Annotated in this window: 16 protein-coding genes; 2 read left to right on the top strand and 14 right to left on the bottom strand. The window is 42.7% G+C overall.

All coding sequences use genetic code 11. The annotated features are described in order from the left end of the window. Window position 1: 1 nt before the first annotated feature. The 14 genes from UF06_RS22430 to UF06_RS22360 all read right to left on the bottom strand — a co-directional run bounded on the left by UF06_RS22430 (window position 2) and on the right by UF06_RS22360 (window position 17,626). The gene (locus tag UF06_RS22430) at window positions 2–607 is read right to left on the bottom strand and encodes an N-acetyltransferase (protein ID WP_045572449.1); all 606 of its coding nucleotides are present in this window, start codon (window positions 605–607) and stop codon (window positions 2–4) included. Continuing rightward, window positions 597–1,811: a glycosyltransferase family 4 protein gene (locus UF06_RS22425; RefSeq protein ID WP_045572448.1), complete on the bottom strand. Its 1,215-nt coding sequence runs from the start codon at window positions 1,809–1,811 to the stop codon at window positions 597–599. The genes UF06_RS22430 and UF06_RS22425 overlap by 11 nt, the downstream gene beginning before the upstream one ends. 4 nt (window positions 1,812–1,815) lie before the next feature. Then, the gene (gene wecB, locus UF06_RS22420) at window positions 1,816–2,946 is read right to left on the bottom strand and encodes a UDP-N-acetylglucosamine 2-epimerase (non-hydrolyzing) (RefSeq protein ID WP_045572447.1); all 1,131 of its coding nucleotides are present in this window, start codon (window positions 2,944–2,946) and stop codon (window positions 1,816–1,818) included. A gap of 16 nt (window positions 2,947–2,962) precedes the next feature. After that, window positions 2,963–4,069 carry a capsular polysaccharide biosynthesis protein CapF gene (locus UF06_RS22415; RefSeq protein WP_045572446.1) on the bottom strand — a complete coding sequence of 369 codons (1,107 nt, stop codon included), beginning with the start codon at window positions 4,067–4,069 and terminating at the stop codon, window positions 2,963–2,965. Further along, window positions 4,069–5,130 carry a polysaccharide biosynthesis protein gene (locus UF06_RS22410; RefSeq protein ID WP_045572469.1) on the bottom strand — a complete coding sequence of 354 codons (1,062 nt, stop codon included), beginning with the start codon at window positions 5,128–5,130 and terminating at the stop codon, window positions 4,069–4,071. The genes UF06_RS22415 and UF06_RS22410 overlap by 1 nt, the downstream gene beginning before the upstream one ends. Beyond that, the gene (locus UF06_RS22405; protein ID WP_045572445.1) at window positions 5,114–6,271 is read right to left on the bottom strand and encodes a glycosyltransferase; all 1,158 of its coding nucleotides are present in this window, start codon (window positions 6,269–6,271) and stop codon (window positions 5,114–5,116) included. The genes UF06_RS22410 and UF06_RS22405 overlap by 17 nt, the downstream gene beginning before the upstream one ends. A gap of 952 nt (window positions 6,272–7,223) precedes the next feature. Continuing rightward, the gene (locus UF06_RS22395) at window positions 7,224–8,552 is read right to left on the bottom strand and encodes a glycosyltransferase (protein WP_045572443.1); all 1,329 of its coding nucleotides are present in this window, start codon (window positions 8,550–8,552) and stop codon (window positions 7,224–7,226) included. Window positions 8,553–8,866: 314 nt separating this feature from the next. Beyond that, on the bottom strand, window positions 8,867–10,213 hold the full coding sequence (locus tag UF06_RS22390) for an oligosaccharide flippase family protein (RefSeq protein ID WP_045572442.1): 1,347 nt from the start codon (window positions 10,211–10,213) through the stop codon (window positions 8,867–8,869). Between the two features lie 42 nt (window positions 10,214–10,255). Then, window positions 10,256–11,521, bottom strand: coding sequence for a UDP-N-acetyl-D-mannosamine dehydrogenase (gene wecC / locus UF06_RS22385; protein ID WP_045572441.1), 1,266 nt, complete (start codon window positions 11,519–11,521; stop codon window positions 10,256–10,258). Between the two features lie 89 nt (window positions 11,522–11,610). Continuing rightward, window positions 11,611–12,735 carry a UDP-N-acetylglucosamine 2-epimerase (non-hydrolyzing) gene (gene wecB / locus UF06_RS22380; protein WP_045572440.1) on the bottom strand — a complete coding sequence of 375 codons (1,125 nt, stop codon included), beginning with the start codon at window positions 12,733–12,735 and terminating at the stop codon, window positions 11,611–11,613. A gap of 81 nt (window positions 12,736–12,816) precedes the next feature. Then, window positions 12,817–14,988, bottom strand: coding sequence for a polysaccharide biosynthesis tyrosine autokinase (locus tag UF06_RS22375; RefSeq protein ID WP_171816778.1), 2,172 nt, complete (start codon window positions 14,986–14,988; stop codon window positions 12,817–12,819). 278 nt (window positions 14,989–15,266) lie between these two features. Then, entirely contained in the window at window positions 15,267–15,707 is a 441-nt protein-coding gene (locus tag UF06_RS22370) for a low molecular weight protein-tyrosine-phosphatase (RefSeq protein WP_045572438.1), read from the bottom strand. A 165-nt stretch (window positions 15,708–15,872) separates the two neighbouring features. After that, window positions 15,873–16,244, bottom strand: a complete 372-nt coding sequence (locus tag UF06_RS22365; protein WP_045572437.1) for a four helix bundle protein — start codon at window positions 16,242–16,244, stop codon at window positions 15,873–15,875. Between the two features lie 248 nt (window positions 16,245–16,492). Next, window positions 16,493–17,626 carry a polysaccharide export protein gene (locus UF06_RS22360; protein WP_045572436.1) on the bottom strand — a complete coding sequence of 378 codons (1,134 nt, stop codon included), beginning with the start codon at window positions 17,624–17,626 and terminating at the stop codon, window positions 16,493–16,495. A 1,163-nt stretch (window positions 17,627–18,789) separates the two neighbouring features. Here UF06_RS22360 and UF06_RS22355 point away from each other — a divergent pair. Beyond that, window positions 18,790–19,737, top strand: coding sequence for a hypothetical protein (locus UF06_RS22355; RefSeq protein ID WP_045572435.1), 948 nt, complete (start codon window positions 18,790–18,792; stop codon window positions 19,735–19,737). Between the two features lie 91 nt (window positions 19,738–19,828). Further along, entirely contained in the window at window positions 19,829–21,901 is a 2,073-nt protein-coding gene (locus UF06_RS22350) for a YjbH domain-containing protein (RefSeq protein WP_045572434.1), read from the top strand. The last annotated feature ends 438 nt before the right edge of the window (window positions 21,902–22,339 follow it).

The following is a 22,339-nucleotide window of genomic DNA, read 5'->3' as shown; positions in this document are numbered from 1 at the left end:
TTCAAACGTCCTTTATTGATTTTACTAACCTTAACATTTCTCTTTGTCCAGATTGCTTAAACTCTGACTCGATAGAGAATCCACATTTACTATAAAAGCTCAATACAGAGCTATTTTCATTCTTATCCGTTATAAGATAAATAATCTGACACTCTTTTTTTTCAGATAATAACTCGTCCAAATCTTTGAGCAGATGCTTACCGATACCTTTACCTTCCACACAAGGATCAACAGCTAAGCTACTTAACAAAAAGCTATTATTCAGTCGTTCAACGGAGTCACCTTTATAGAAGATAGCACTATATAATTTCTTTATAACCAAAGATGGCTTCTTTATTAAACCTGGTGCGGCTGCAAAAAAAAATGACAGCCACTTTTCTCTTCTTAAATTGGAAAAAAAGACTTCTGGTTTATCTGTACCTGCAGAAAAACCAACAATATTAGAATCAACAACTGCTACGCGCAGTAAGCCTTTATCAATAAATCCTGCATAGAGAAGGTGTAAAAAATTAGGCCCCAAAAATGTCAAAAAGAAGCCCTCAAACGCACTAATATGAATCTCTATAATACGTTCGACATCAGTATAATTCGCATTTCTAATTTCCATATGATACTGCCTTCTTCAAAACTGAATCCAGTGCGCGATAGCCACTCTCTAAAGAAAACTTATCTAAATAAGTCTTTCTTGAGTTATTCCCTAGCAACGCCCAATTGTCTCGATCACTTGACAACTCTCTTATCGCATCAGCAATAGACTCTGGGTTACTCGGTATTGGGTAATAACCACATTGGCCACCTCTAATGATATCTTGAGTCTCTCCAGATACAGCCATAATAATAGGTTTCGCTAATGCAGTGTAAGACTGAGTTTTCGAAGGTATTGTAATTTTGAATAAAGGTTCGTCTCTCAAATGAACAAGCAATGCATCATAGTTAACCAGCTCCGAGAATAAATTCTTAGGAGGAACATACCCTAAAAACTCTACATTCTTAAGCTTTAGATCCTTCACTTCTTGTTCAAGAACTTCCCTTTCAACCCCCCCTCCAATTAGAGACAAGTGAACATCAATATCATCAAGCATGCCCATGGCTTGAATCACAGACTTCAAGTCCTGAGCTGTACCCAAGTTACCGGCATATGCTAGTTTAACCGTTGAGTTTGAAGAAACCGTGTAAGTCGACTGCTCTAATGCTAAAGAGATCAACTTTTCTTCAGGACACCAATTATACACCACATTGATCTTATCTCCGCTAACTCCACGCTCAATGAGCGTTGTCTTAAACCCTTCGGATAAAACAACGACTTGACTAGAGCATTTATAAACTAAACGGCACCAACCACCAATCAAGGAAGTCACGAGCTTATTGCTACCAAGTCCGGTTGCCGCCAGTGAGTCAGGCCAAAGATCTTGTACATCAGTAATGTATGGGACGCGTTTTAGTAACGTCATCAACATACCAATCAACCCCGTCGTAGATTGAGGATGATAGGTATAAACCACCGAAACGTTTTTAGACTTTAGCGCAAATAGTAATGCCATCAACGTAAAACTAATGTAGCTCCATGCCCTAGATAACTTTGATTTGGAGTGGGAGATATGAGACCAAACCCGTGTAATTTTGACTTGGTCTTTGTAGCTCGAATCAACTAGCTGTACTTTATATCCGTCATAAACTTTTCCTACTGGATAATTAGGAAAAGTGGTTATGACTTCGACTTCATGGCCTTGGTCAACCCAGTGCTTCATTAAAGCGTGACCTTTAATTGAGTACTCTGGATCGTACAATTGACTAATGAATAGAATTTTCATTGGATTAGTATTCTTTCCAAACTACACGTTTCACATAGTCTGTATAAGAGTGAATTATACGTACAACTTTGTCCGAGACGTTTGGCATACTGTAATCAGCCACTTGACGTAATAGGCGCTCATCACCCGAAGGTTGTGATTCAAGAATTTGCAAAGCCTGCATTACGCGCTCAACACCTAAGCCAACCATCATCACTGAAGCTTCTTCCATCCCCTCAGGGCGTTCATGTGCTTCTCGCATATTTAGTGCTGGAAAGTTCATAATGGACGATTCTTCATTAATCGTACCGCTATCTGAAAGTACGACTTTGGCATTTTTCTGCAAATGATTGTAATCATGGAACCCTAGTGGCTTGAGTAACTGAATATTCGGGTGGAACTCCAATCCCTGCGCTTCAATACGGTTACGTGTACGTGGATGCGTTGACACAATCACAGGCAGATTATAATGCTGCGCAACGGTATTAAGCGTTTCAGCTAATTTGGCCAACTGTTTAGGGGAATCGACATTCTCTTCACGATGCGCACTAACAACAAAAAATTGCCCTTTTTGCAAACCCAAACGAGAAAGCACATCTGAGCTATCGATTTGCGGCATATAATGGTGGAGCACCTCAAACATCGGGCTACCTGTTTTGATCACACGATCAGCAGGTAAACCTTCAGCCAGGAGGTAATCACGAGCAATTGTGCTGTAAGTCAGGTTGATATCCGCAGTATGGTCCACAATTCGACGGTTTGTTTCTTCAGGAACGCGCTGATCAAAACAGCGATTACCCGCTTCCATGTGGAAAATAGGCACTTTGCGACGCTTGGCTGGAATAGCCGAAATACAAGAGTTAGTGTCCCCCAGTACCAGCATCGCTTCAGGTTGAATCTCTTCTAATACTTGATCAACTTTGATGATCACTTGCCCAATAGTTTCAGCAGCATTTTTCCCCGCAGCACTGAGAAAATAGTCGGGCTTGCGCACACCTAAGTCATTAAAAAATACTTCATTCAGTTCAAAGTCGTAATTTTGCCCCGTGTGAACCAAAATATGCTCACAGTGCTCATCAAGTTTTGCTAAAACGCGAGACAAACGGATAATTTCTGGGCGAGTGCCCACAACTGACATTACTTTAAGTTTCTTCACTTTAATTTCTCTTGAATCAAGACAATGGACGGGCAAACGTATCGGGTGCTTCACGGTCGAAAATCTCATTAGCCCATAGCATTACGATCATTTCTTCATCACCGATATTGGTGATGTCATGAGACCAGCCAGGAACCGTTTCAACAATTTGCGGTGAACTGCCATCGGTATAAAGTTCATAACGCTCACCAGTAGCGATATGCTCAAATTTAAATAATGCCTTGCCTTTCAGCACCAAAAATTTTTCATTTTTACTATGGTGATAATGGCCACCACGAGTGATACCAGGATGAGCAGTAAAGAAGGAAAATTGACCCGCTTGCTTGGTTTTCAACATTTCGCTAAAGACACCGCGCTCATCACCATAACTGGGAATGGAATAGCTAAATTGTGCTGGTGTCATGTAGCTAAGGTAAGTCGAGTAGAGAGCTCGAGTTAAACCAGTACCAACATTTTCAGTGACAAGATTGTCTCTGCTTGCTTTAAAAGCACGCAACAGTTCAGCGACCTGACCGACTGTGGTCGGATATTCTGGTGTTACGCTCTTATAGCCGCTCTCTGCGCAACCTTCTAGCAATGAAATTAAATGGGCACAAACATCATCAATGTAAACCAAGGTTACTGGCGCACTCGGATCGTTTATCGTGATTTCAAGATCGTTTAGTGTGTTGTAACAAAAGGTGGCGACAAAGGAGTTGTAATTAGGGCGACACCATTTACCAAAAACGTTAGGAAAGCGGTAAATGAAGTACGGTGCTTGTGTTTGCTGGCCATACTGCTCAACCGCTTGTTCGGCCAAACGCTTACTTTGTCCGTAGGCATTGTCTCGCTCAGCCTGTGTAGAAGAGCTCACCACCAGAGGTACTTTCCTTCTGTTCAGCGTAAGCTGATCAACAATATAAGACGTTAAATCTGCATTACCTTGCTGAAACTCTACTTCATCTTTTGGACGGTTGATACCAGCCAAGTGATAGACGAATTCAGCCGTCGAAAGAACTTGAGATAATTGCTCACGCGATGTTTCGCGATCCACTTCGACGACATCTTGATAGCCATGCTCACGAAGCATAATACAGAGGTTTTTGCCAATAAAACCTTTGGCACCAGTGACGACAATTTTCATTACACACCTTCAGGAACGTTAAGGCTGCCCGCCTCAATATCAGCGATAAAATCTAGCTTGTGAAGCAGTTTCACCATGCCTTGCACATCTAAACGATCGGTATTATGGGAGTTATAATCTTCAATCACAGAAAGATCTTTCTCGCCTTCTTCGTTGTATTTCGAGTAGTTTAAATCACGGTTATCCGAAGGAATACGATAGTAGCCGCCTTGATCTTCGGCGACAAACATCTCTTCACGGCTACACAATGCTTCATAGAGTTTTTCGCCATGGCGAGTACCAATCACATTCACTGGGTGATTCGGCTTATCGGCAATTTGCAATAGTGCTTTTACCAACACATCGATGGTTGCAGCAGGCGCTTTTTGCACAAAAATGTCACCATTTGTGCCATGTTCAAAGGCGTGTAAAACCAGATCAACCGCGTCATTCAGCGTCATCATAAAACGGGTCATGTTCGGATCGGTAACCGTTAGAGGTTGCCCATTGATAATTTGACGCAAGAAAAGAGGGATGACCGAACCGCGAGACGCCATTACGTTACCATAGCGAGTTGCTGATATTACGGTTTTCTCTGGGTCAACATTGCGAGATTTCGCAACAATCACCTTTTCCATCATCGCCTTAGAGATTCCCATTGCATTGATTGGATAAACCGCTTTATCTGTACTTAAGCAAACCACGCGCTTGACTTCGTTTTGAATCGCCGCTTCAAGTACATTTTCAGTACCCAACACATTGGTTTTCACCGCTTCCATTGGGTGAAATTCGCAAGATGGCACTTGCTTCAGAGCTGCTGCATGATAAATATAATCAACACCACGAGTTGCATTTAGAATACTTTGATAATCGCGAACATCACCGATGTAGAATTTTAGTTTATTGCTGTTGTATTTTTTCCGCATATCGTCTTGTTTTTTCTCATCACGTGAGAATATGCGCACTTCTTTAATATCAGTCTCTAAAAATCGATCTAGTACAGCGTTACCAAAGGAACCTGTGCCACCTGTAATAAGTAAAACTTGATTATAAAAAACAGAACGTTCACTTTGAGTATTCATTAAAAACACCATCAACCTTTTCAATAAATTTAAAATGCGTATATACACATTCTTTAGCTCGTAAAGACAGAACATCTCGTTCAATCTTCTGCGTACTATCGATTAATGCAACAATTATGTCATTCATATTTATAGTTACATCATTAAGTTCTATAACATAACCTAGTTCATTATCTCGTACAAGATCGGTCCACGGAGTCTTATCACTAATTAATACAGGAACACCCAAAAACAAACTTTCAGCAATTACATGAGAAAAGTTCTCAGATAAGCTCAACAGAACGAGAAAGTGATATGATGATATTTTTTCAGGAATATATCTATATTCAACAGCCCCCCAAAAGTTAACTGCAACATTATCCGGTGAAGACTTTAGTAAATCTAAACACTCATGATAGTATTCTTTATCCTCTATCTCACCATAAATATCAAGAATAACATTGTGGCATTCAATAGAGTTAATCAACTCTATCATATAATGTATATTCTTAATTCTCGATACTCTACCAACAAAAACAAATTTCACTGCATCATGATCAGGGAGATTTAACCCATTTTTAATGGGGCTAAGAGATAAATTAGGCAAGTCTGGAATTATTTGGTACTTAAACTTAACATTAGGAAGTAACATTTTAAGTTCAGAGACCTCTTTTCCATCTGTGAAAACAAGATTAACCTTCTCCAAAACACCTAAAAATGACAAAAACCTCAAATAGTTTTTTTTAAAAAAATACTTATTTTTAATAGCTCCTTCACCTAATTCACCACGAGGGAATAAGTAAACATCAAATTTGTCCTTTAGAAAGGCTAATGAAAAAAATAGCGGAATAAGGCTAAACTTAAGATTAAAAAATCCATTTACCAAAAGACAATCTTTACTAGAACTATGTTTGCCAAGGCTAATTAAAAGCAAAGACCTTAAAATGCAAAAATAGCTACTAACATACATCACTGAACATTTTCCATTAAACTGTAGTTCTTTGTCATGTTTACTATAAGGGGTATTATCTCCTAAATCTCTATCAGAGGTAATAACTTTTATATTATGCTTATTGTGTAATTGATTGACCAAATTTTCTACAGAGCGAAGAACACCTCCAGCTTTGTAACCTGGAAAAAAATGAGGCGTGAATATTATCATAATCTTTAGAATGAATAACCGTATATATAAGCCCTAGAGAAAAAATCATACGTTTTATATAGAAAGTAGAATGACACAATATAAAAAATATAATCACCATTTCGATTTCGGTAAAGAGCAATATAAAAGTACTGAATAACCGCGAACATTACAATTCTGTCACCACCAAGAAACAAGGACAATAACAGCAATGGAAGAAATGAAAGTATTACATACGTAACATCAGTCTTTTTATAGGAAGAAACTAATGATATAATCATTAGAACCAATACTTTTAATACTCCGTCGAAACCAGTTTCTTTATTCGCATATGCCTCAACCTTGGTTATTAAATGCTCTCTCATTAAAAATAACAATCCAAGAAAAACCGACACAACAAAAAAAAATCTGATATGTGACTTAAATGAACTAAATGCAAACACCTTTATTATGTCTTTGTAATACTTAACCAAATAGAATTGATATAATAGTAAAAATCCCTGTATATGAGAAATAATAGTAAGGCCTGATTTAAATAAAACGTATCTTTTGTTGAAAAGCACAAGAAGGATAAATGCCAAAATTGCAAATTTTAATCTTTCAGCAGGAAAGTAAACAACCCATAGATAGTAGTTTGAAAGAAGAAAAAGTGTAGGAAAAAAACCCAAACGAAACTTACTAACAAATAAATTACATAGCAAATATGCCAAAAAAGCATTACAAATAGAGAATAATATTGCCTTATCTATTATTGATGAAAATATATAGACAAATAAGAAATATAAAGGCTCCTTAGAACCCAAACTATTATTATAAAATTTATACGCTTCTAGTAAGTCATTTGGAATGTTACTATAAAAATTATTATATATATATAAATCCTGACCTACATATATAGTGTAAAAATGAAGTGAAAATATCAGAACAAAAAACGCATATGATAAAGAAATTATTGTTGAAAAGACTGAACGCTTCAAAACAGCACCTTACTATTTAAAAATTCAAGTTCAAAACTTGACCTTTTTTCCCACGTAGGAAAATGCTCAATATAACTATCATAGTAATTCAGTAAAGATGTGTACTGCTGGTAGTTCACCTTCGAAACTTTATTAACGAAAGCTTCCAGAATTTCTTCATTAGTACCATTAGGTAAGAATATACAACCATGCTCACCTGGACCAATAACAGACACAAGATCTGGTTGCTCAATGGTAATTACTGGTGTAGATAAGTACAGAGATTCAAAAACAGGGTTACTAACATTTGTATATTTATTGAGTGATAGCAAAAAGTCAGATTTTAGAATGCAATCAACTACATCTTCTGTCGGTGCCCCATGGATAAACTCAACTGAATCCTCAATATTCAGTTTTTCTATCAATCTATGATAATATTCATACTCACTTCCACAACCGACTCCAATTAACGTTAAACTTATATCTCTAGAATCGACATCTTTCATTTTGGCGATACACTCTAATACAAGGTCGATCCTCTTCCAACTAGTTAACCTACTAACTACAACAAAGTTAATATTATTTCTTAGCCTCTCTGATTTTCTCTTCTCCATTACTTCACTTATTACTGTAGGAAGTGTAAACCTTGGCTCTATACCATTATTGATAAAAAGTATCTTATCAGATGTGTAACCATAGTATTGAAGCACCTTATCACCGAGCGTGCCATCATTAGTCATGATAGCACCATCAAATACATAGCTTTTCTTTAATTCTAAAATATCAATTGCAAATGTTTTTTTTACATCTTTATCTTCAAGATTACCCAGACTACCACCTAGAGCTGTACCTTGTAACTTAATAAAAACTTTAGCACCAAATACTTTTTTCAATAAAACACAAGCCCTAACCGCGTTAATTTCGTAACAGCAAACAACATCTGGTCTATTTTTTAAATAATAAAAGAATGAATATAAAACAATCAAAAAAGAACGGAAATAAAACGAAACGTAGCTTGATTTAGTTGGTGGTAAATTTACAATGCCATCAACTTTAGGTGATTGATTATCATTAAATTCACAAGTGGCATTTTGTCGGTTTTTCCTTAAAAATCCGACAATTTTTTTACCGAAGTCAATAACTCTAGGATTAATAAGCGATACAATCTTTAAGTTAGGAATAAATTCATTAGCCTTTTCCTTTGAGATATACACATCACTATTCATTGTAGCTGCAGTGACTAAAGTAACGTCGTACTCTTTATCATATCCCTTGACACTATTTAGAAATGACTGATTTCCTTTCTTATTAAAAAACAAACCAGATAAAATTAACATTTTTTTCATGATTATTGTTAGCCCTAATATATTATTAGAAAATTTTCCTGTAAATATGCACAACAATTATATAAGCATAGCCAGAAAAATCATGAGCATCCTTGCAAAACACAGGCTCAAAGCCTATCAAAATTTTTTACGAGCCTATTAGATGAATAGCCCAAAATTATAACTCATTACTTTAATCAACCATGAACATCAACTCGATGCAAACGATTAAATCCATTAGATTTTTTAGCTTTCGCATTATTCATCAAACCCTTTAAACACAGGGAGTGTTCATGCGATGCATCTGGCATGTCCATATTTTCCTTTTGGAGAGGTTAATAAAACAACCAAAAAAATGAGTACTTCAAAGCAGAAAAAACAAACAAAGAAGAAAAAAAAGTAACAAATAGTGATGCCGGAAATATATTTAACAACTTCATGTTACCTTTAGTTTGTTGCTTGATCACAAAAACTAAAAATATAGACATTGAATATACAGAAAGCACCACGCCTATAGCTGCACCTAAAGCTCCATATGTTTTAGTACCAACCGTCACAAACAATAAAGTCATTATTAATAGAAAAACAGCCCCAATAACATCTAAATGTGGTTTTCCTATAACTTTAAATATATGTCCAAATGATACGCACCTAATGGGAGCCAAAAGTGAAAAACAGATAAATATCCAAGAACCAGATACATATGCCTTCCCAAACAAAACAGATATAAACTCTTCAGAAAAAACCATAAATAACGCAGACAAAGGAAGGCATATTATTGATATTTTATTTATTGCGCGAACCCACAATTTGGAAAAATTTAACCAATCACCTTTAGCATGAAGTTCGACCATCTTGCCAAAAATAACAGAATTAACACTAGATTGAATTATACTATATATTGGAAGTTGAAAAGCACCGACTGCATATACTGCAAAAACTGTTACACCAAGCTCATTAGAAACCAGCACATGATCATATCTACTTGCTAAAATACCAATGCACGAAGCTAATGTTAGAAACCATGAATATTTAATTATTTGATTATAAGATACTACACCCTTGCTAAACCTAGTATCATAATGATTTTTAGTTACAGAACATATTACCCACAGAGCTAATAAAAATGATATTCCGGAACTTAAAACATATGCATATACAACGTAATCTAAACCATAGATTAAAGCTGCTAACGCTATTATTGCTGTATTAGAAACTGCAACAAATGGGCAATACCATTTAATATATTTCTCTTTACCCAATGCAATCAATACTGTTGGAACAAAATAATACACCACGATAAAAAGTGGATATAAAGAAAATTCAATCAAATAATGGGCAAGCTCTTCCCTCCCAAAAATCAAGGCAATTAAATCCTTAAAAGTAAAGATTAGAACCCCTGACGCCAAACCTAAAAACACACACACTTTAGTGTGTGTTATAACTATATCACTCTTCGACTTTCCATCTTTATGCAATCCACAAAAATAAAGGACTGAGACTGGTACAGTTGCAAATATTACAGAAAATACCATTTGAGAAATTAGCAATAGTTGCCTTAAAAGACCAAAATCATCAACCGAAAGTAGTCTAGCTAATATTATGAAATTTGCGATAGTGGACAGTTGTAATATTGAGGTACCAAAAACTACATTAATAATCTTTGATTTAAAATCGTTCATTATATAACTCACAAGCCCATGCTATTAGCATGGGCTAATCACCTAGAAAATCCCTTTTGAATCAACAACCAAGCCAGTAAGTTCCATTCCTTTCTTAAATTCTTTATGGTCGACAAGGATCACGTGGACATCTGCCTCTGTTTGAGCTGTTGATAAATCAATTAATTCTATTTTAGTCAATCTCGAAGGAATGCACTCGATATTTGGCTCAATAGCAAACACACGCCCTGCATGCATCTCGGCAATTTTTTGTGTAATCGCCATTGCCGGACTTTCACGTAAATCATCAATATCTGGTTTAAAAGCTAAACCATAACATGCTACTGTTACTTCACTGGCTGTTCTATCTGGGTTGGCTTGTAAAAAGTCTGCAATCGCTAATTTCACTTTGTTAATCACCCACTGCGGTTTGCTGTCATTGACTTTACGCGCAGTATGGATGATTTGTGCCTCGTTCGGTGTTTTGGAAACAATAAACCAAGGATCAACAGCAATACAGTGTCCACCCACACCAGGGCCAGGCTGAAGAATGTTGACACGAGGGTGACGGTTTGCGAGTGCAATTAGCTCCCATACATTGATGTCTAGCTTGTCACAGATGATAGATAGCTCGTTGGCAAAGGCGATTTGTACATCACGGGAGCTGTTCTCGGTCAGTTTAGCCATTTCCGCGGTACGCGCATTGGTAATTACGCATTCACCTTGAACAAAAGTTTTATAGAGTTCCACCGCACGCGTTGAACACTTAGATGTTAAACCACCAATCACTCGGTCATTTTCAACTAGTTCACGCACAACATGGCCAGGCAAAACGCGCTCAGGACAATGGGCAATGTTCACATCAGCTTCTTCACCGTGTGTTTGTGGAAAGGTAAGATCAGAGCGAGCTTCAGCGAGCCAAGCGGCCATTTGCTCGGTTGCACCAACAGGAGAGGTCGATTCTAAAATCACCAAGTCGCCTTTTTTCAGTACAGGGGCAATCGCTTTACTGGCTGCTTCAATGTAAGAGAGATCCGGTGCTGGAATGTCGCCCTCTGCACAAGGTAAGAATGGCGTTGGCACGGCAATCAAAAAGGCATCAGCCGCTTCTGGTGTGGTGGTTGCTTTTAAGTAGCCACCGCTGACTGCCGCATGCACCATCATATCGAGATCTGGCTCTACAATATGAATCTTGCCTTGATTAATGGTATCAACCGCGTGTTGGTTGACATCCACACCAATCACTTTCTTTTTACGTGATGCAAACATCGCCGCAGTAGGTAAACCGATGTAGCCTAAGCCGATTACTGAAATGGTTTCAAAAGACATTTTTACGAGTCCTAAAAATATTTATAAATTAGGTTCTAGGTTCTAGGTTCTAGGGCCTGCTCTTCCTGGTTCTAGGAGATATTAAAAAGTTACTTGCACAAGGAATCGAGAATTCTCTGGCACGCTTTACCATCACCGTATGGGTTGTGGGCAAAGCTCATCGCTTGATAGGCTTTGCTATCGCTCAGCAAGGTGTTTAGGTTGGAGACGATTTTTTCTACATCTGTTCCAACTAATTTAACTGTCCCTGCTGCCACCGCTTCTGGCCGTTCGGTGGTATCACGCATCACCAACACGGGTTTGCCAAGGGATGGAGCCTCTTCTTGAATACCACCAGAATCGGTGAGAATAATATGCGCTCGGTCCATTAAGTAGATAAAGGGCAAATACTGTTGCGGCTCAATCAGCAGCACATTTTCCACGCTACCCAGAATACGATTAACGGGTTCACGCACGTTAGGGTTTAGGTGCATAGGGTAGAGAATTTGCACCTCGGGGTGCTGTTTCGCTGTTTTTGCTAGAGCTTCACAGATACGCTCAAAACCACCGCCAAAGCTTTCGCGTCGATGACCTGTCACTAAAATGAGTTTTTTGCTTTCATCTAAGTAAGGGAACTGTGCTGCTAAGGTTGCTTTTAGATCGGCATCTTGTTCTATTTTTTCTTTCACCATCAGCAGCGCATCAATCACCGTATTACCCGTGATGAAAATATTCTCTGGCGCGTAATTCTCTTGCAGCAAATTTTGCTTGGAAGTTTCCGTTGGTGCAAAATGATATGTGGTTAACGCCCCCGTGAGCTTACGGTTGGCTTCCTCTGGCCATGGCGAGTAGATGTTTCCGGTGCGCAGCCCCGCCTCAACATGACCAACAGCAATTTGCTCATAATAGGCGGCAAGGCTGGCTGCAAACGTTGTTGCTGTGTCTCCGTGAACGAGCACGACATCGGGTTTAAATTCCTGTAAAACAGGCTTTAACTCTAACAGAATTCGCGCCGTGACTTCATTAAGTGTTTGACCGGCTTTCATCAGGTTTAGATCGTAGTCCGGAGTAATTTCAAACAGCTCTAATACTTGATCGAGCATTTCACGATGCTGAGCAGTGACGCAGACTTTAGCTTCAAAACGCTCATCTGCCGCCAAAGCGTGGACTAACGGTGCCATTTTAATCGCTTCTGGACGGGTGCCAAAAACGGTAAGAACTTTCTTCTTTGACATACTACTAACCAACAAAATATTTAAGTATTTGGTTTCATTAAATAGGAAGGACTGAAGCTATCTATAGTCCTCCCTGTGATTTTAAGCTTTCTTACTCTCACCATAGCTATAGTTGTAATAACCGTAGCCGTAGTAGCTTGATGCACGTTTTTCGGTAGCGTTAAGAATTACGCCTTTCACTTCAATGCCCGCTTGCTCAAAGCGGTTGCGTGCCACTTCAATCTCTTTCACTGTATTCTGGCCAAAGCGTGCCACCATCAGCGTGGTGCCGGCGAGTGAGCCAACAATACTTGGGTCGGTGACTGCCAGTACTGGCGGGGTATCGATGATTACCAGGTCATAATTTTCACTCGCCCATTCCACCAACTGCTTAAAGCGCGGATGCATTAACAGCTCAGATGGGTTGGGTGGAACTTGGCCACGGGCAATAATATCAAGGTTGTCTACTTTAGCGTGTTGCACGGCGGTGGCGGTGTCGATTTTGCCTGCTAGGTAATCAGAGAGGCCATTTTCCCACTTAAGGCCAAAACACTGCTGCAAATAGCCTTTGCGCATGTCGGCGTCTACCAATAGAACTTTTTGCCCCGTTTTCGCCGCCACGGCTGCAAAGTTAGTGGAGACAAAGGATTTACCAATGCCTGGCGCGGGGCCAGAGATCATCAGCACATTGTTTTTTGCTTCCAGCATAGCAAAGTGCAAGCTGGTGCGCAGGCCGCGCAGTGCTTCGATGGAAAGGTCCGCCGGGTTGCTTTCTGAAAGCAGCGCCAACTCTTTGTTGTGTTTGCCTTTGCGCTTGAGTTTTTCGGCTAATGCTAATTGCAGGGTTGATTTTGGCACACTGGCGTACACAGAAAGGCCAATCTGCTCGATTTGATCGGGTGTTTCAACTCCGCGGTGCAATGCGGCTTTAACCAGCACAATCGCGACACTGAGCATGCCGCCCAGCAAGGTAGCCAGCACCGCAATCAGCGGTTTTTTCGGTTTAATCGGTTTGGCAAAAGTTTGTGCTTCATCCAAAATGCGCACATTACCCACTGTGCCTGCTTTGATGATGCTCAGCTCTTGCACTTTATTGAGTAGCTGAATGTAGATCTGCTGGTTCACTTCTACATCACGCGTCATACGCAGCACTTCACGCTGGGTTTTAGGCAACTTTTGTACTTGCTGGTTTAAACGCTCGCGCTCTTTAAGTAGCGTTTCTCGTTTATCGAGTAGCGAGATATAAGCCGGGTGATCTTTGGTAAAGCGCTGGCTAATTTCACTCTCTTTAAAAGTCAGTTCGTTGAGCTGCGCTTCAAGCTTCACCATCACATCCAAGGTCGACTTGGCTTCTAGGCCAAGGTCGATCGAGTCGTTCTCTTGGCGAAAACGGTTTAAGCTGTCTTCGGCGGCGGTGAGGCTGTCTTTAATATCCGGTAGGTGGCCTTTTAAAAAGGTCAGGCTTTTTTCCGCTTCCGCAGAATTGCGCTCAACGTTTTGTAAAAAGTAGGTTTGGCTAATGTGGTTGAGGATCTCACTAATTTGCTTGCGGTTTTCGCCTTCAAAGCTCAGTTGTAAAATCCCGGTCTGCTTGCCGCGCTCAGAAATGGAGAGATTTTGTTTTAACCATTCAATCGCCTCTAAACGGTTGCGCTGGCCAATGGCAAACTCTTGCCCAGTGTGAGAACGCAGCTCGGTAACAAACAGTTCATAACCGTCGTTTTTCGCCAGCTCGCCCGCTTTACCTTGCAGTACTACAGTGTCATCTTCACGCACAAGCTGGTAGCTTTGCTGCGCTTCATCGGTCACTAAAATTGTATGGCTCATCCCCTGCGCATAATCCGGCACTTGGTAGCGGCTCACCTCAATCTGGTTTACCTTACCGGCCATGCGCGCTAGGCCCTTGCCGACTAGCGGGAAGTACTTCGCTTCTGTAACGGTGGTGAGGTTAAATTTATCCACCGTGTCGCCCAAAATCATGCGCGATTTGATAATTTCAATTTCTGTGGTGGCGGAAGATTCCTGTGAGAACAGCTCGCCCATATCGCCCACCAAAGAGCTAATACCGCCCGAGCTTTTTTGCTCAATTTGCAGCAAAGCATCCGCTTTGTAGATCGGCGTAGAAAGCAGCGCCACCGCCACCCCACCGACCGCGAAGATAAAGGTAATGGCGAAGATGAACCATTTGGCATCCAATAAAATACCAAGCAGCTTGCCTAAATCGATTTCGTCAGAAGCGTTATCAACAGAAGGTCGAGTTTGTGGTGTTGTCATTGTCTCGTAAATTTCCGGGTTGGTGGATTTTTGAATAAGGTTCTAGGTTCTAGGTTCTAGGTTCTAGGTTCTAGGTTCTAGGTTCTAGGTTCTAGGTTCTAGGTTCTAGGTTCTAGGTTCTAGGTTCTGGGTTCTAGGTTCTAGGTTCTAGGTTCTAGGTTCTGGGTTCTAGATTTTGCTCTTCCTAGGAACTAGGGCCGCTTTTCCCCTAGGACCAACTCTCCCTCTAGAAACAAGGGCCGCATTTGCCTTTCCCAGGACCGCTCTTAACCGCTCTTCTACAACTTCTTCGCCCAGGCTTGGGCGGCTTCGTCAATTAACTTGTAAGCGTAGTCAAAGGCTTCTTTACTTTGTCTATATGGGTCGGGGATCTCTTTTTGCCCGATCCATTGGCCGAATAACATGGTTTTGCCGCGTGCTTCTGGCGCCATTTGCGTCAGTGCTTCCATATGGCTTTTTTCCATCACTAAGATGAGATCATACTGGCTGCATAGCTGCGGGGTTAACTGTTGAGAGTGATGGTTTTCCACATCCACCCCGTGCTCGGCCGCGACTTCGATCGCCATGGGATCGGCTGGCTTACCGACTAAACGGCTTTTTTCCGCCGCAATGCCCGCAGAAGCAATGGTTTTATGCGGCAGTAACTTTTGCAACACACGCTCCCCAGTAGGAGAACGACAGATGTTACCGACACAAACGACTAGAATTTTGTTAAACATGTTTCCTCAGGTTGCTAGGTAAGAGCAGTTTTCTAGATTGCTAGGGAAGAGAAGGTTGCTAGGAAGAGAAGGTTGCTAGGTTACTAGGTAAGAGCAGTTTGCTAGGCTTTTGCTCTTTCTCTTTTCCTAGTCCCTAGAAAACTCGCTCCTGCTTTTCCGCCCTTCCTAGAAATATTCGGCGCTATCTTCTTTCACATGCTGAGAAAGAAATTTAATGTAGCCGCCAATCATTCGACCTACTTCTAATATTTCTGACTCTAGTTCCAACCCATTTTCCGAGTGGATGTAACCCAAATCAGTTGCTAGAGAAATCTGTGTTGCCAACTCAGCGCAAGAACCTTTAGCAATATAAAGAAAACGAATGTTGTCTTTATAACTACCTCTTTCAGAGCCTTCTGCAATATTTGATGGAACAGAAACTGCAGCACGCGAAATTTGATCTTTTAAGCCATAATCTCGGCAACTTTTAAGTAAGCTGTAAACTTGCAAAACAACTTGATAGCTACGTCTCCAAATTTCCAGCTCTTTATAACGCATGATTTTCCTTTTTTCCTAGGTTGCTAGGAAGAGAAGGTTGCTAGATTACTAGGTAAGAGCAGTTTGCTAGGCTTTTGCTCTTTCTCTTTTCCTAGTCCCTAGAAAACTCGTTCCTGCTCTTTCTCTTCCTAGTCCCTAGAAAACTCGTTCCTGCTCTTCCTCTTTTCCTAGTCCCTAGAAAACTCGCTCCTGCTCTTTCTTCCTCGTCCCTGCTCTTCCCTCGTCCCTTTAAAATGCTTCGCATTTTCTTACGGCCAAGTTTTCACCCTTAACGCGCCTTCGGTTAGGTTGTTAAAGCCAGTGATGGTTGGCAGTAGCTGGCCGATCAAACGGTTCCAGCGGGTGATTGGCGCGGCGGTAACGTACACAATGTCATACGGTTTGAGGTCAAACTCGGTGCCGATGACTAAAGCAGAGGCGTCTTTGATATTGAGTTGGTAGATGTCGGCCATGCGCTCGGATTTGTTGTCTGAAGTGCGGATAACAAACACGCCAGTTGCGTCGGCAGAGAGCTCGTTAATACCGCCGACACTGCTGAGGGCTTCGGTCAGGCTCATGCCGGAGCGATCCATCTTCAGCAGTTTGGGATCTTTTACTTCGCCCATCACAAACACTTTTTGTCCGTCGTTGCGCGGCACGTGGACGATGTCGCCCGGTTGCAATAAGCGGTTTTGTGTGAGATCGCCACGCTGCATCAGCGCATAAAGGGAGATTTGTTGCTCTTCACCATTGCGCGTTAGGGTCACATTGCGCCAATCGGCGTCTTGCGCTAGGCCGCCAGCGCGGTTAACCGCATCCAGCAGGGTGAGCGGAATATTGGTGATCGGCTGTTGGCCTGGGCTGGAAACTTCCCCTGTGATGTAGGCTTTTTTCGAGCGAAACGCGGCAACGTTAACATCCACCTGCGGGCTTTCGATAAATTTCGCTAAACGCTTGGCGATATCGGCACGTACTTCACGTACGGTTTTGCCCGCTACCTCGACAGTACCAATATAAGGATAGAAAATGGTGCCATCGGCGTGAACCCAGTTGCCTGCCTCTTCGGCGCTACGGTAAGAGCCGGCAGGAATGGTCAGTTCGGGGTGGTCCCAAATGGTCACGTTGAGAATGTCACCGGGGCCAATTTGGTATTCGTAGCGCGCAAGCTGGCTATCAAGCTCAGGGTTAGCACGAGAAACCGAAGGCGGCGTGGTGAGGTAAGTCGAGATGGTTTGCGTTGTCAGCGGGTAGAGATTCACCATTTGCGAGAGATCGTTTTCTTCGCTCTGATTGGTTTCAACGCGCGTTTTGTTGTCGATGGGGAGGTGAGAGCCGGGTACGGTACATCCAGCAAGCAAGACAGGTAGCAAGGTTGCTAACAGAAGTTTTCTTTTTAGTTCCATGTAAGCCAAATCATCATAATGCCAGAGTGATTAACCGCACTCTTGGGTGAACACAAAGTGGTTTTGATTTCCGGAGTAGCTAGCCTTTGCTAGGCTCAGGTATTCAATATAGTTAAACACGCTTCCATGATCGCACTTAACTATATTTCATAGTCTGATTTTATAGTCTGTTTACACAGCCCCGGTTTTAAAACCCGATATTCCGTTATTTTTCATTCTGTTATTTACGCTGTCTAATGCCTAATCAGGGATTGAAAACAGCGTCAGTTGTTTGTACACACCAAGACAAGTTCATTGTTAACGCTTTGAAATTAAACATCTATTTAATCAGAGCATCACAGTTTAGGCACGCTACCGCCCGTTGGTGTATACGCACAACCACACAGCGCATGATGAATTTGCCGCCGGATAAGAAACCAAACGACAAATTACTGACGTTTCATGACAGTTGTTAGGATTCTGTCATGATTAATAATATTTATGGCGGCTTATTATCCATATTGTGGCGTACAGCACAAATTGTTTTTTTGGGGAAGGGGGGAGAGCAGGGACTAGGGACTAGGGACTAGGAAGAGCAAGGGCGGAAAGGCAGGGGCGGAAGAGAAGGTCCTGGGTTCTGGGCCCTTGGTCCTGGGAAAGCAAGAGCGGAAGAGAGGGAAAAGAAGGTCCTGGGTTCTGGGCCCTGGGTTCTGGGAAGAGCAAAAGCAGGTAAAGCAGGAAACGAGTTTTCTAGAAGCTAGGTTACGAGGGCAAGCAAAAGCGGAAAAGCAGGACCGCTCTTCCTGCTCTTCCCTGCTCTTCCCTGCTCTTCTCTGCTCTTCCTAGTTCCTAGCAACCTTCTTTTCCCCGCTTTTCTCCCAGGAACCAGGGCCGCCCTCGCCCTTCCCAGGACCGCTCTTACCCGCTTTTCTCGCTCTTCCCTGCTCTTCCCTGCTCTTCCCTGCTCTTCCTAGTTCCTAGCAACCTTCTTTTCCCCGCTTTTCTCGCTCTTCCCCGCTCTTCCCTGCTCTTCCTAGCACCTAGTACCTTTCCTTTCCCTTTCCTCCCCCCCCTTTTCTATGAATTTTTCTTGACGTAGAATTTGCTCAGTATTTACACATTGTTAATATAACGCTATGCTTGAGGTTGCGTTTGGATCCAATTAAAACAACCGGAGCTTAATTTTGAAAACTAAACTACTAACAGCGTGTGTGGCTGCAGCTTTGCTTGCAGGTTGCGGCAGTGATGGCAAAGATCCTGTTAAGCAAGTACAGGCTTACGATGGTGCTATCTGGGGGATTCCAGGCACTTACTCTTGTGCAGATGGTACTTCTGGCCCAATTCCACGTACAAACTACGATGGCTTTGCCAATATTCCAGGTGCCGTTGATTCCCAAGTGATCAGCGACCCAGCTCAATGTACTTTCTCTTTCGGCTTAACTGACGCGCAGAAAGCAGACCCTAGTTTCGTTGTAACAGACACCTCCAACGGTAAAAACATGAAAAATGTTTCTTACTCGGTACCACGTGGTTTTGCGACTGCAGGCACTAAAGTGACTGCTTCTCCGCTCACAACCTTTATTGCTCTAGAACTGGGCAACGAACCTTACACTCCAGAGAAAGCAAAAGCGTCACTAGCAAAACTAGGCATCGATACTGATGCTCTAACAAATGACACTGGTGTCACCCTAGAGCAGCTTCTTTCAGATACTTCTACTGCTATCGAAACATTGAAAGCAAACCCAACGGTTGCTGACACGTACTCTAAAATTGTGGCAACAACTCACGTACTTTCTGACACTCTAGTGGCAAAAGAGTCTGCAACTAAAGAAATTACTGCCGACTCTCTAGCGGCTTCAGTAAGCAAGACTGTGACAGCGGTAACTACTGAGTTCCCTGACTATCCAAAGTCTAAAGATGGCACTAAAGAAGTTGTTATTAACCTCGTTAATGACATCAAAACCAGCATTGACAGTACTGGCGATGACGGCGTTGTTCCTGACGTAACTGTCGATGAAACCAAAGTGGATGATGCAGTTGTGCCACCAAAACCAGTTGACCCAACCCAGCCACCAACAGGTACTGGTACTGGTACTGGTACTGGCGGTAACGGCGGTAGCACTGGCGATTAATTTCGGCTGAAACACGCTAGCTGCTAGCTAAAGGCACTCTTTGTGAGTGCCTTTTTGTTATCAAATGGACTCTTTTTTCTTAGGATACCCGATGAAGCTTAATCCTATTCGCTTGGCGATGCTGCTGGGTGGTTTACCTTTAAGCAGCGCCGCTCTTTGTGCGCCTTTATCTGTCACCTCAGCCAATCAGGCCTTTTCTGGCCTTGTTCTAACCCCCAACGCGCAAGTGATGCAAAGCGGCGATTTTAGTTACACCTTCGCCCAAGGCGTACCCTTTCGCGGCGAGATCGCTGAGCTGGATGTGCTGAAATTCTCCTTGGGCTTATTCCAAGGGCTAGAAGCCCATGGGCGGATTGTAACGAAAACCTACGATACCAATTTGTATGAGAACCCTAAAACGGGTGGGATTCGCGATCTTTCCGCTTCGTTTAAATATCAGATCCCCAATTTCTACCACCATGACAATCTCAAGCTGGCCTTTGGTATGCAAGATTGGGGCGGTGCGGCCAACAATTTTGAAACCAAATACGTGGTAGCCGACTACACCTTTGATGCACTGCCTGTGCGTGCCAGCCTTGGCTATGGTTCTTCCACCTTAAACCCGCAAGTGATGAACGGCGCGTTTGGTGGCATTGAGTATCAACCTTTTGATTTCGTTCAGTTGCTCGGCGAATACGACAGCGTGGCCTACAATGCGATGGTCAAAGTGATGACGCCCGAGGATTTCCTCCCTTACGGTGTGAAGGCCTCACTCGGTTATCAGCTTTACACCAGCCATGAAAAGAGTGAACAGCCACTATGGCAAACCCAAGTGAGTGTGCCGCTGGCGAGCAAATTTATCACCGAACCCACCAAAATCAGTGACCGCCTCACCCTGCAAGACAAACTGACCATCGCGCAACAACATGCGCAAAGCGCTTCGCTACAAGCACTAAAACAAGCGCTGCTGGACGAGGGCTTTTTGAATGTGCGCCTTGGCCGCCACGATGGGCAGTTGATTGTCACACTGGAAAACCGCCGTTATAACCAGAACCAAGTTGATGGCCTTGGTGTGGCATTGGGGATAGTGTCTAGCTACTACGGGCAAAGCGCGGCGGCAGAGCTCGAACTCACCAGCGACAAGTTCCAAGTGATCGCCCTGACCAATGGTATTGCGACCAGCAAAGTGAGTAGCTCGGCGCAGTGTTATCGCGATTTTCTGCGCGACAACATCGCCTGTCGCGATCTCGCCTTTGACACCAGCAACCCAGGTGAAGTGCTCGACGCCGCCGATTGGCAGGGCGAGCAACAAGCGTCCGGTTTTGGCCGCGTGCAACTGAGTTTGTCGCCAACACTGCGCTATGGCGTGGCGACCGAGTACGGGGTGTGGGATTACAGCTTAGCTTTAGCCAGCAATATTTACGCTCCCTTATGGAAAGGCGCCGCACTGGATATTCGCCATGTGACACCCGTGGCCAACAGTGATGACTACGAAGAAGGTGGCTACTGGCAAAATTCGGCCTTTGAGCGCGGGGTGGATCGCGTGGTGGCGCACCAAGCCTTCTCCCTACCTTATGGCTTTGCTTATCAATTGTCTCTTGGCCGCATTCGTACTGATTATGAAGGTTATACCCATGATCTCGCTTGGCACTCTCCGCAAGGTCACCATTCGCTTTCTTACCAGTACAGTGATTATGAGCATCGCGATATCAAAGGTCAGGAAAAGTCAGTCAGCTTGGCGGGTTACCACTACTCACGCCCCGAGTGGGATTGGCAATTGGATATTGTCGGCGGTGAGTTTTGGAACAGCGACAAAGGCTATGAGATCACCACCAATCATTGGTTTGGCGATTTCAACGTTTTCGCTCGTTACCTTAATAGCCAGTTCGAAGGCAAAGACAAAGAGCAATTTTTAACCCTTGGCGTCGCCTTCCCGATTGATGTTTGGCGTGGCATGAAACCGGGTTACCTTCAGGTTCGCGGCATCGACCAGTTTGATTTCTCACTGCAAACCCGCATTCATGAGAAGCACAATTACATCAATAACGGCCTTGGCGGCAAAGTCAACTTCCAGCATAGTTTGGAACGCCAATACCACAACCGTGGTCGCTATGGCGCTGGCTACTTCGAAAACCAACAAGTGCGTTTAAGAAATGCGTATTTGAGGTATTTGGATAGGGATTAAGAGCGGAAAAGAGGGTTCTGGGTTCTGGGTTCTGGGCCCTTGGTTCTAGGAAAGCGAAAGCGGAAGAGCAAGAGCGGAAAAATGGTCCTGGGTTCTGAGCCCTTGGTTCTAGGAAAGCGAAAGCGGAAGAGCAAGAGCGGAAAAATGGTCCTGGGTTCTGGGCCCTTGGTTCTAGGAAAGCAAGAGCGGAAGAAAGAAGCGAGATTACTAGGGAAAGCAACAGAGGAAGAGAGGGTTCTAGGTTCTGGGTCCTGGGTCCTGGGAAATGCAAAAGCGGAAGAAAAAGCGCTCTTCCCCGCTTTTCCTAGAACCTAGAGCACCGATCAGTTTAAAAAACATACAGTGACTTTAGCCCCAAAACATGATCAAATACACAGTATTGTTAACTCATGAACTGATTGATTATGTCTAATTCTAGAAACTGGGCACCACCTACTG

It is taken from the genome of Vibrio sp. S234-5 (assembly GCF_000960595.1).
Lineage (GTDB): Bacteria > Pseudomonadota > Gammaproteobacteria > Enterobacterales > Vibrionaceae > Vibrio.
This window is presented reverse-complemented; position numbering and strand designations above follow the sequence as displayed.

Coding starts and splice junctions, on each gene's coding strand:
- UF06_RS22430 (WP_045572449.1), bottom strand. CDS start 607: ATGGAAATTAGAAATGCGAATTATACTGATGTCGAACGTATTATAGAG.
- UF06_RS22425 (WP_045572448.1), bottom strand. CDS start 1,811: ATGAAAATTCTATTCATTAGTCAATTGTACGATCCAGAGTACTCAATT.
- UF06_RS22415 (WP_045572446.1), bottom strand. CDS start 4,069: ATGAAAATTGTCGTCACTGGTGCCAAAGGTTTTATTGGCAAAAACCTC.
- UF06_RS22410 (WP_045572469.1), bottom strand. CDS start 5,130: ATGAATACTCAAAGTGAACGTTCTGTTTTTTATAATCAAGTTTTACTT.
- UF06_RS22405 (WP_045572445.1), bottom strand. CDS start 6,271: ATGATAATATTCACGCCTCATTTTTTTCCAGGTTACAAAGCTGGAGGT.
- UF06_RS22395 (WP_045572443.1), bottom strand. CDS start 8,552: ATGAAAAAAATGTTAATTTTATCTGGTTTGTTTTTTAATAAGAAAGGA.
- UF06_RS22390 (WP_045572442.1), bottom strand. CDS start 10,213: ATGAACGATTTTAAATCAAAGATTATTAATGTAGTTTTTGGTACCTCA.
- wecC (WP_045572441.1), bottom strand. CDS start 11,521: ATGTCTTTTGAAACCATTTCAGTAATCGGCTTAGGCTACATCGGTTTA.
- wecB (WP_045572440.1), bottom strand. CDS start 12,735: ATGTCAAAGAAGAAAGTTCTTACCGTTTTTGGCACCCGTCCAGAAGCG.
- UF06_RS22375 (WP_171816778.1), bottom strand. CDS start 14,988: ATGACAACACCACAAACTCGACCTTCTGTTGATAACGCTTCTGACGAA.
- UF06_RS22370 (WP_045572438.1), bottom strand. CDS start 15,707: ATGTTTAACAAAATTCTAGTCGTTTGTGTCGGTAACATCTGTCGTTCT.
- UF06_RS22365 (WP_045572437.1), bottom strand. CDS start 16,244: ATGCGTTATAAAGAGCTGGAAATTTGGAGACGTAGCTATCAAGTTGTT.
- UF06_RS22360 (WP_045572436.1), bottom strand. CDS start 17,626: ATGGAACTAAAAAGAAAACTTCTGTTAGCAACCTTGCTACCTGTCTTG.
- UF06_RS22350 (WP_045572434.1), top strand. CDS start 19,829: ATGAAGCTTAATCCTATTCGCTTGGCGATGCTGCTGGGTGGTTTACCT.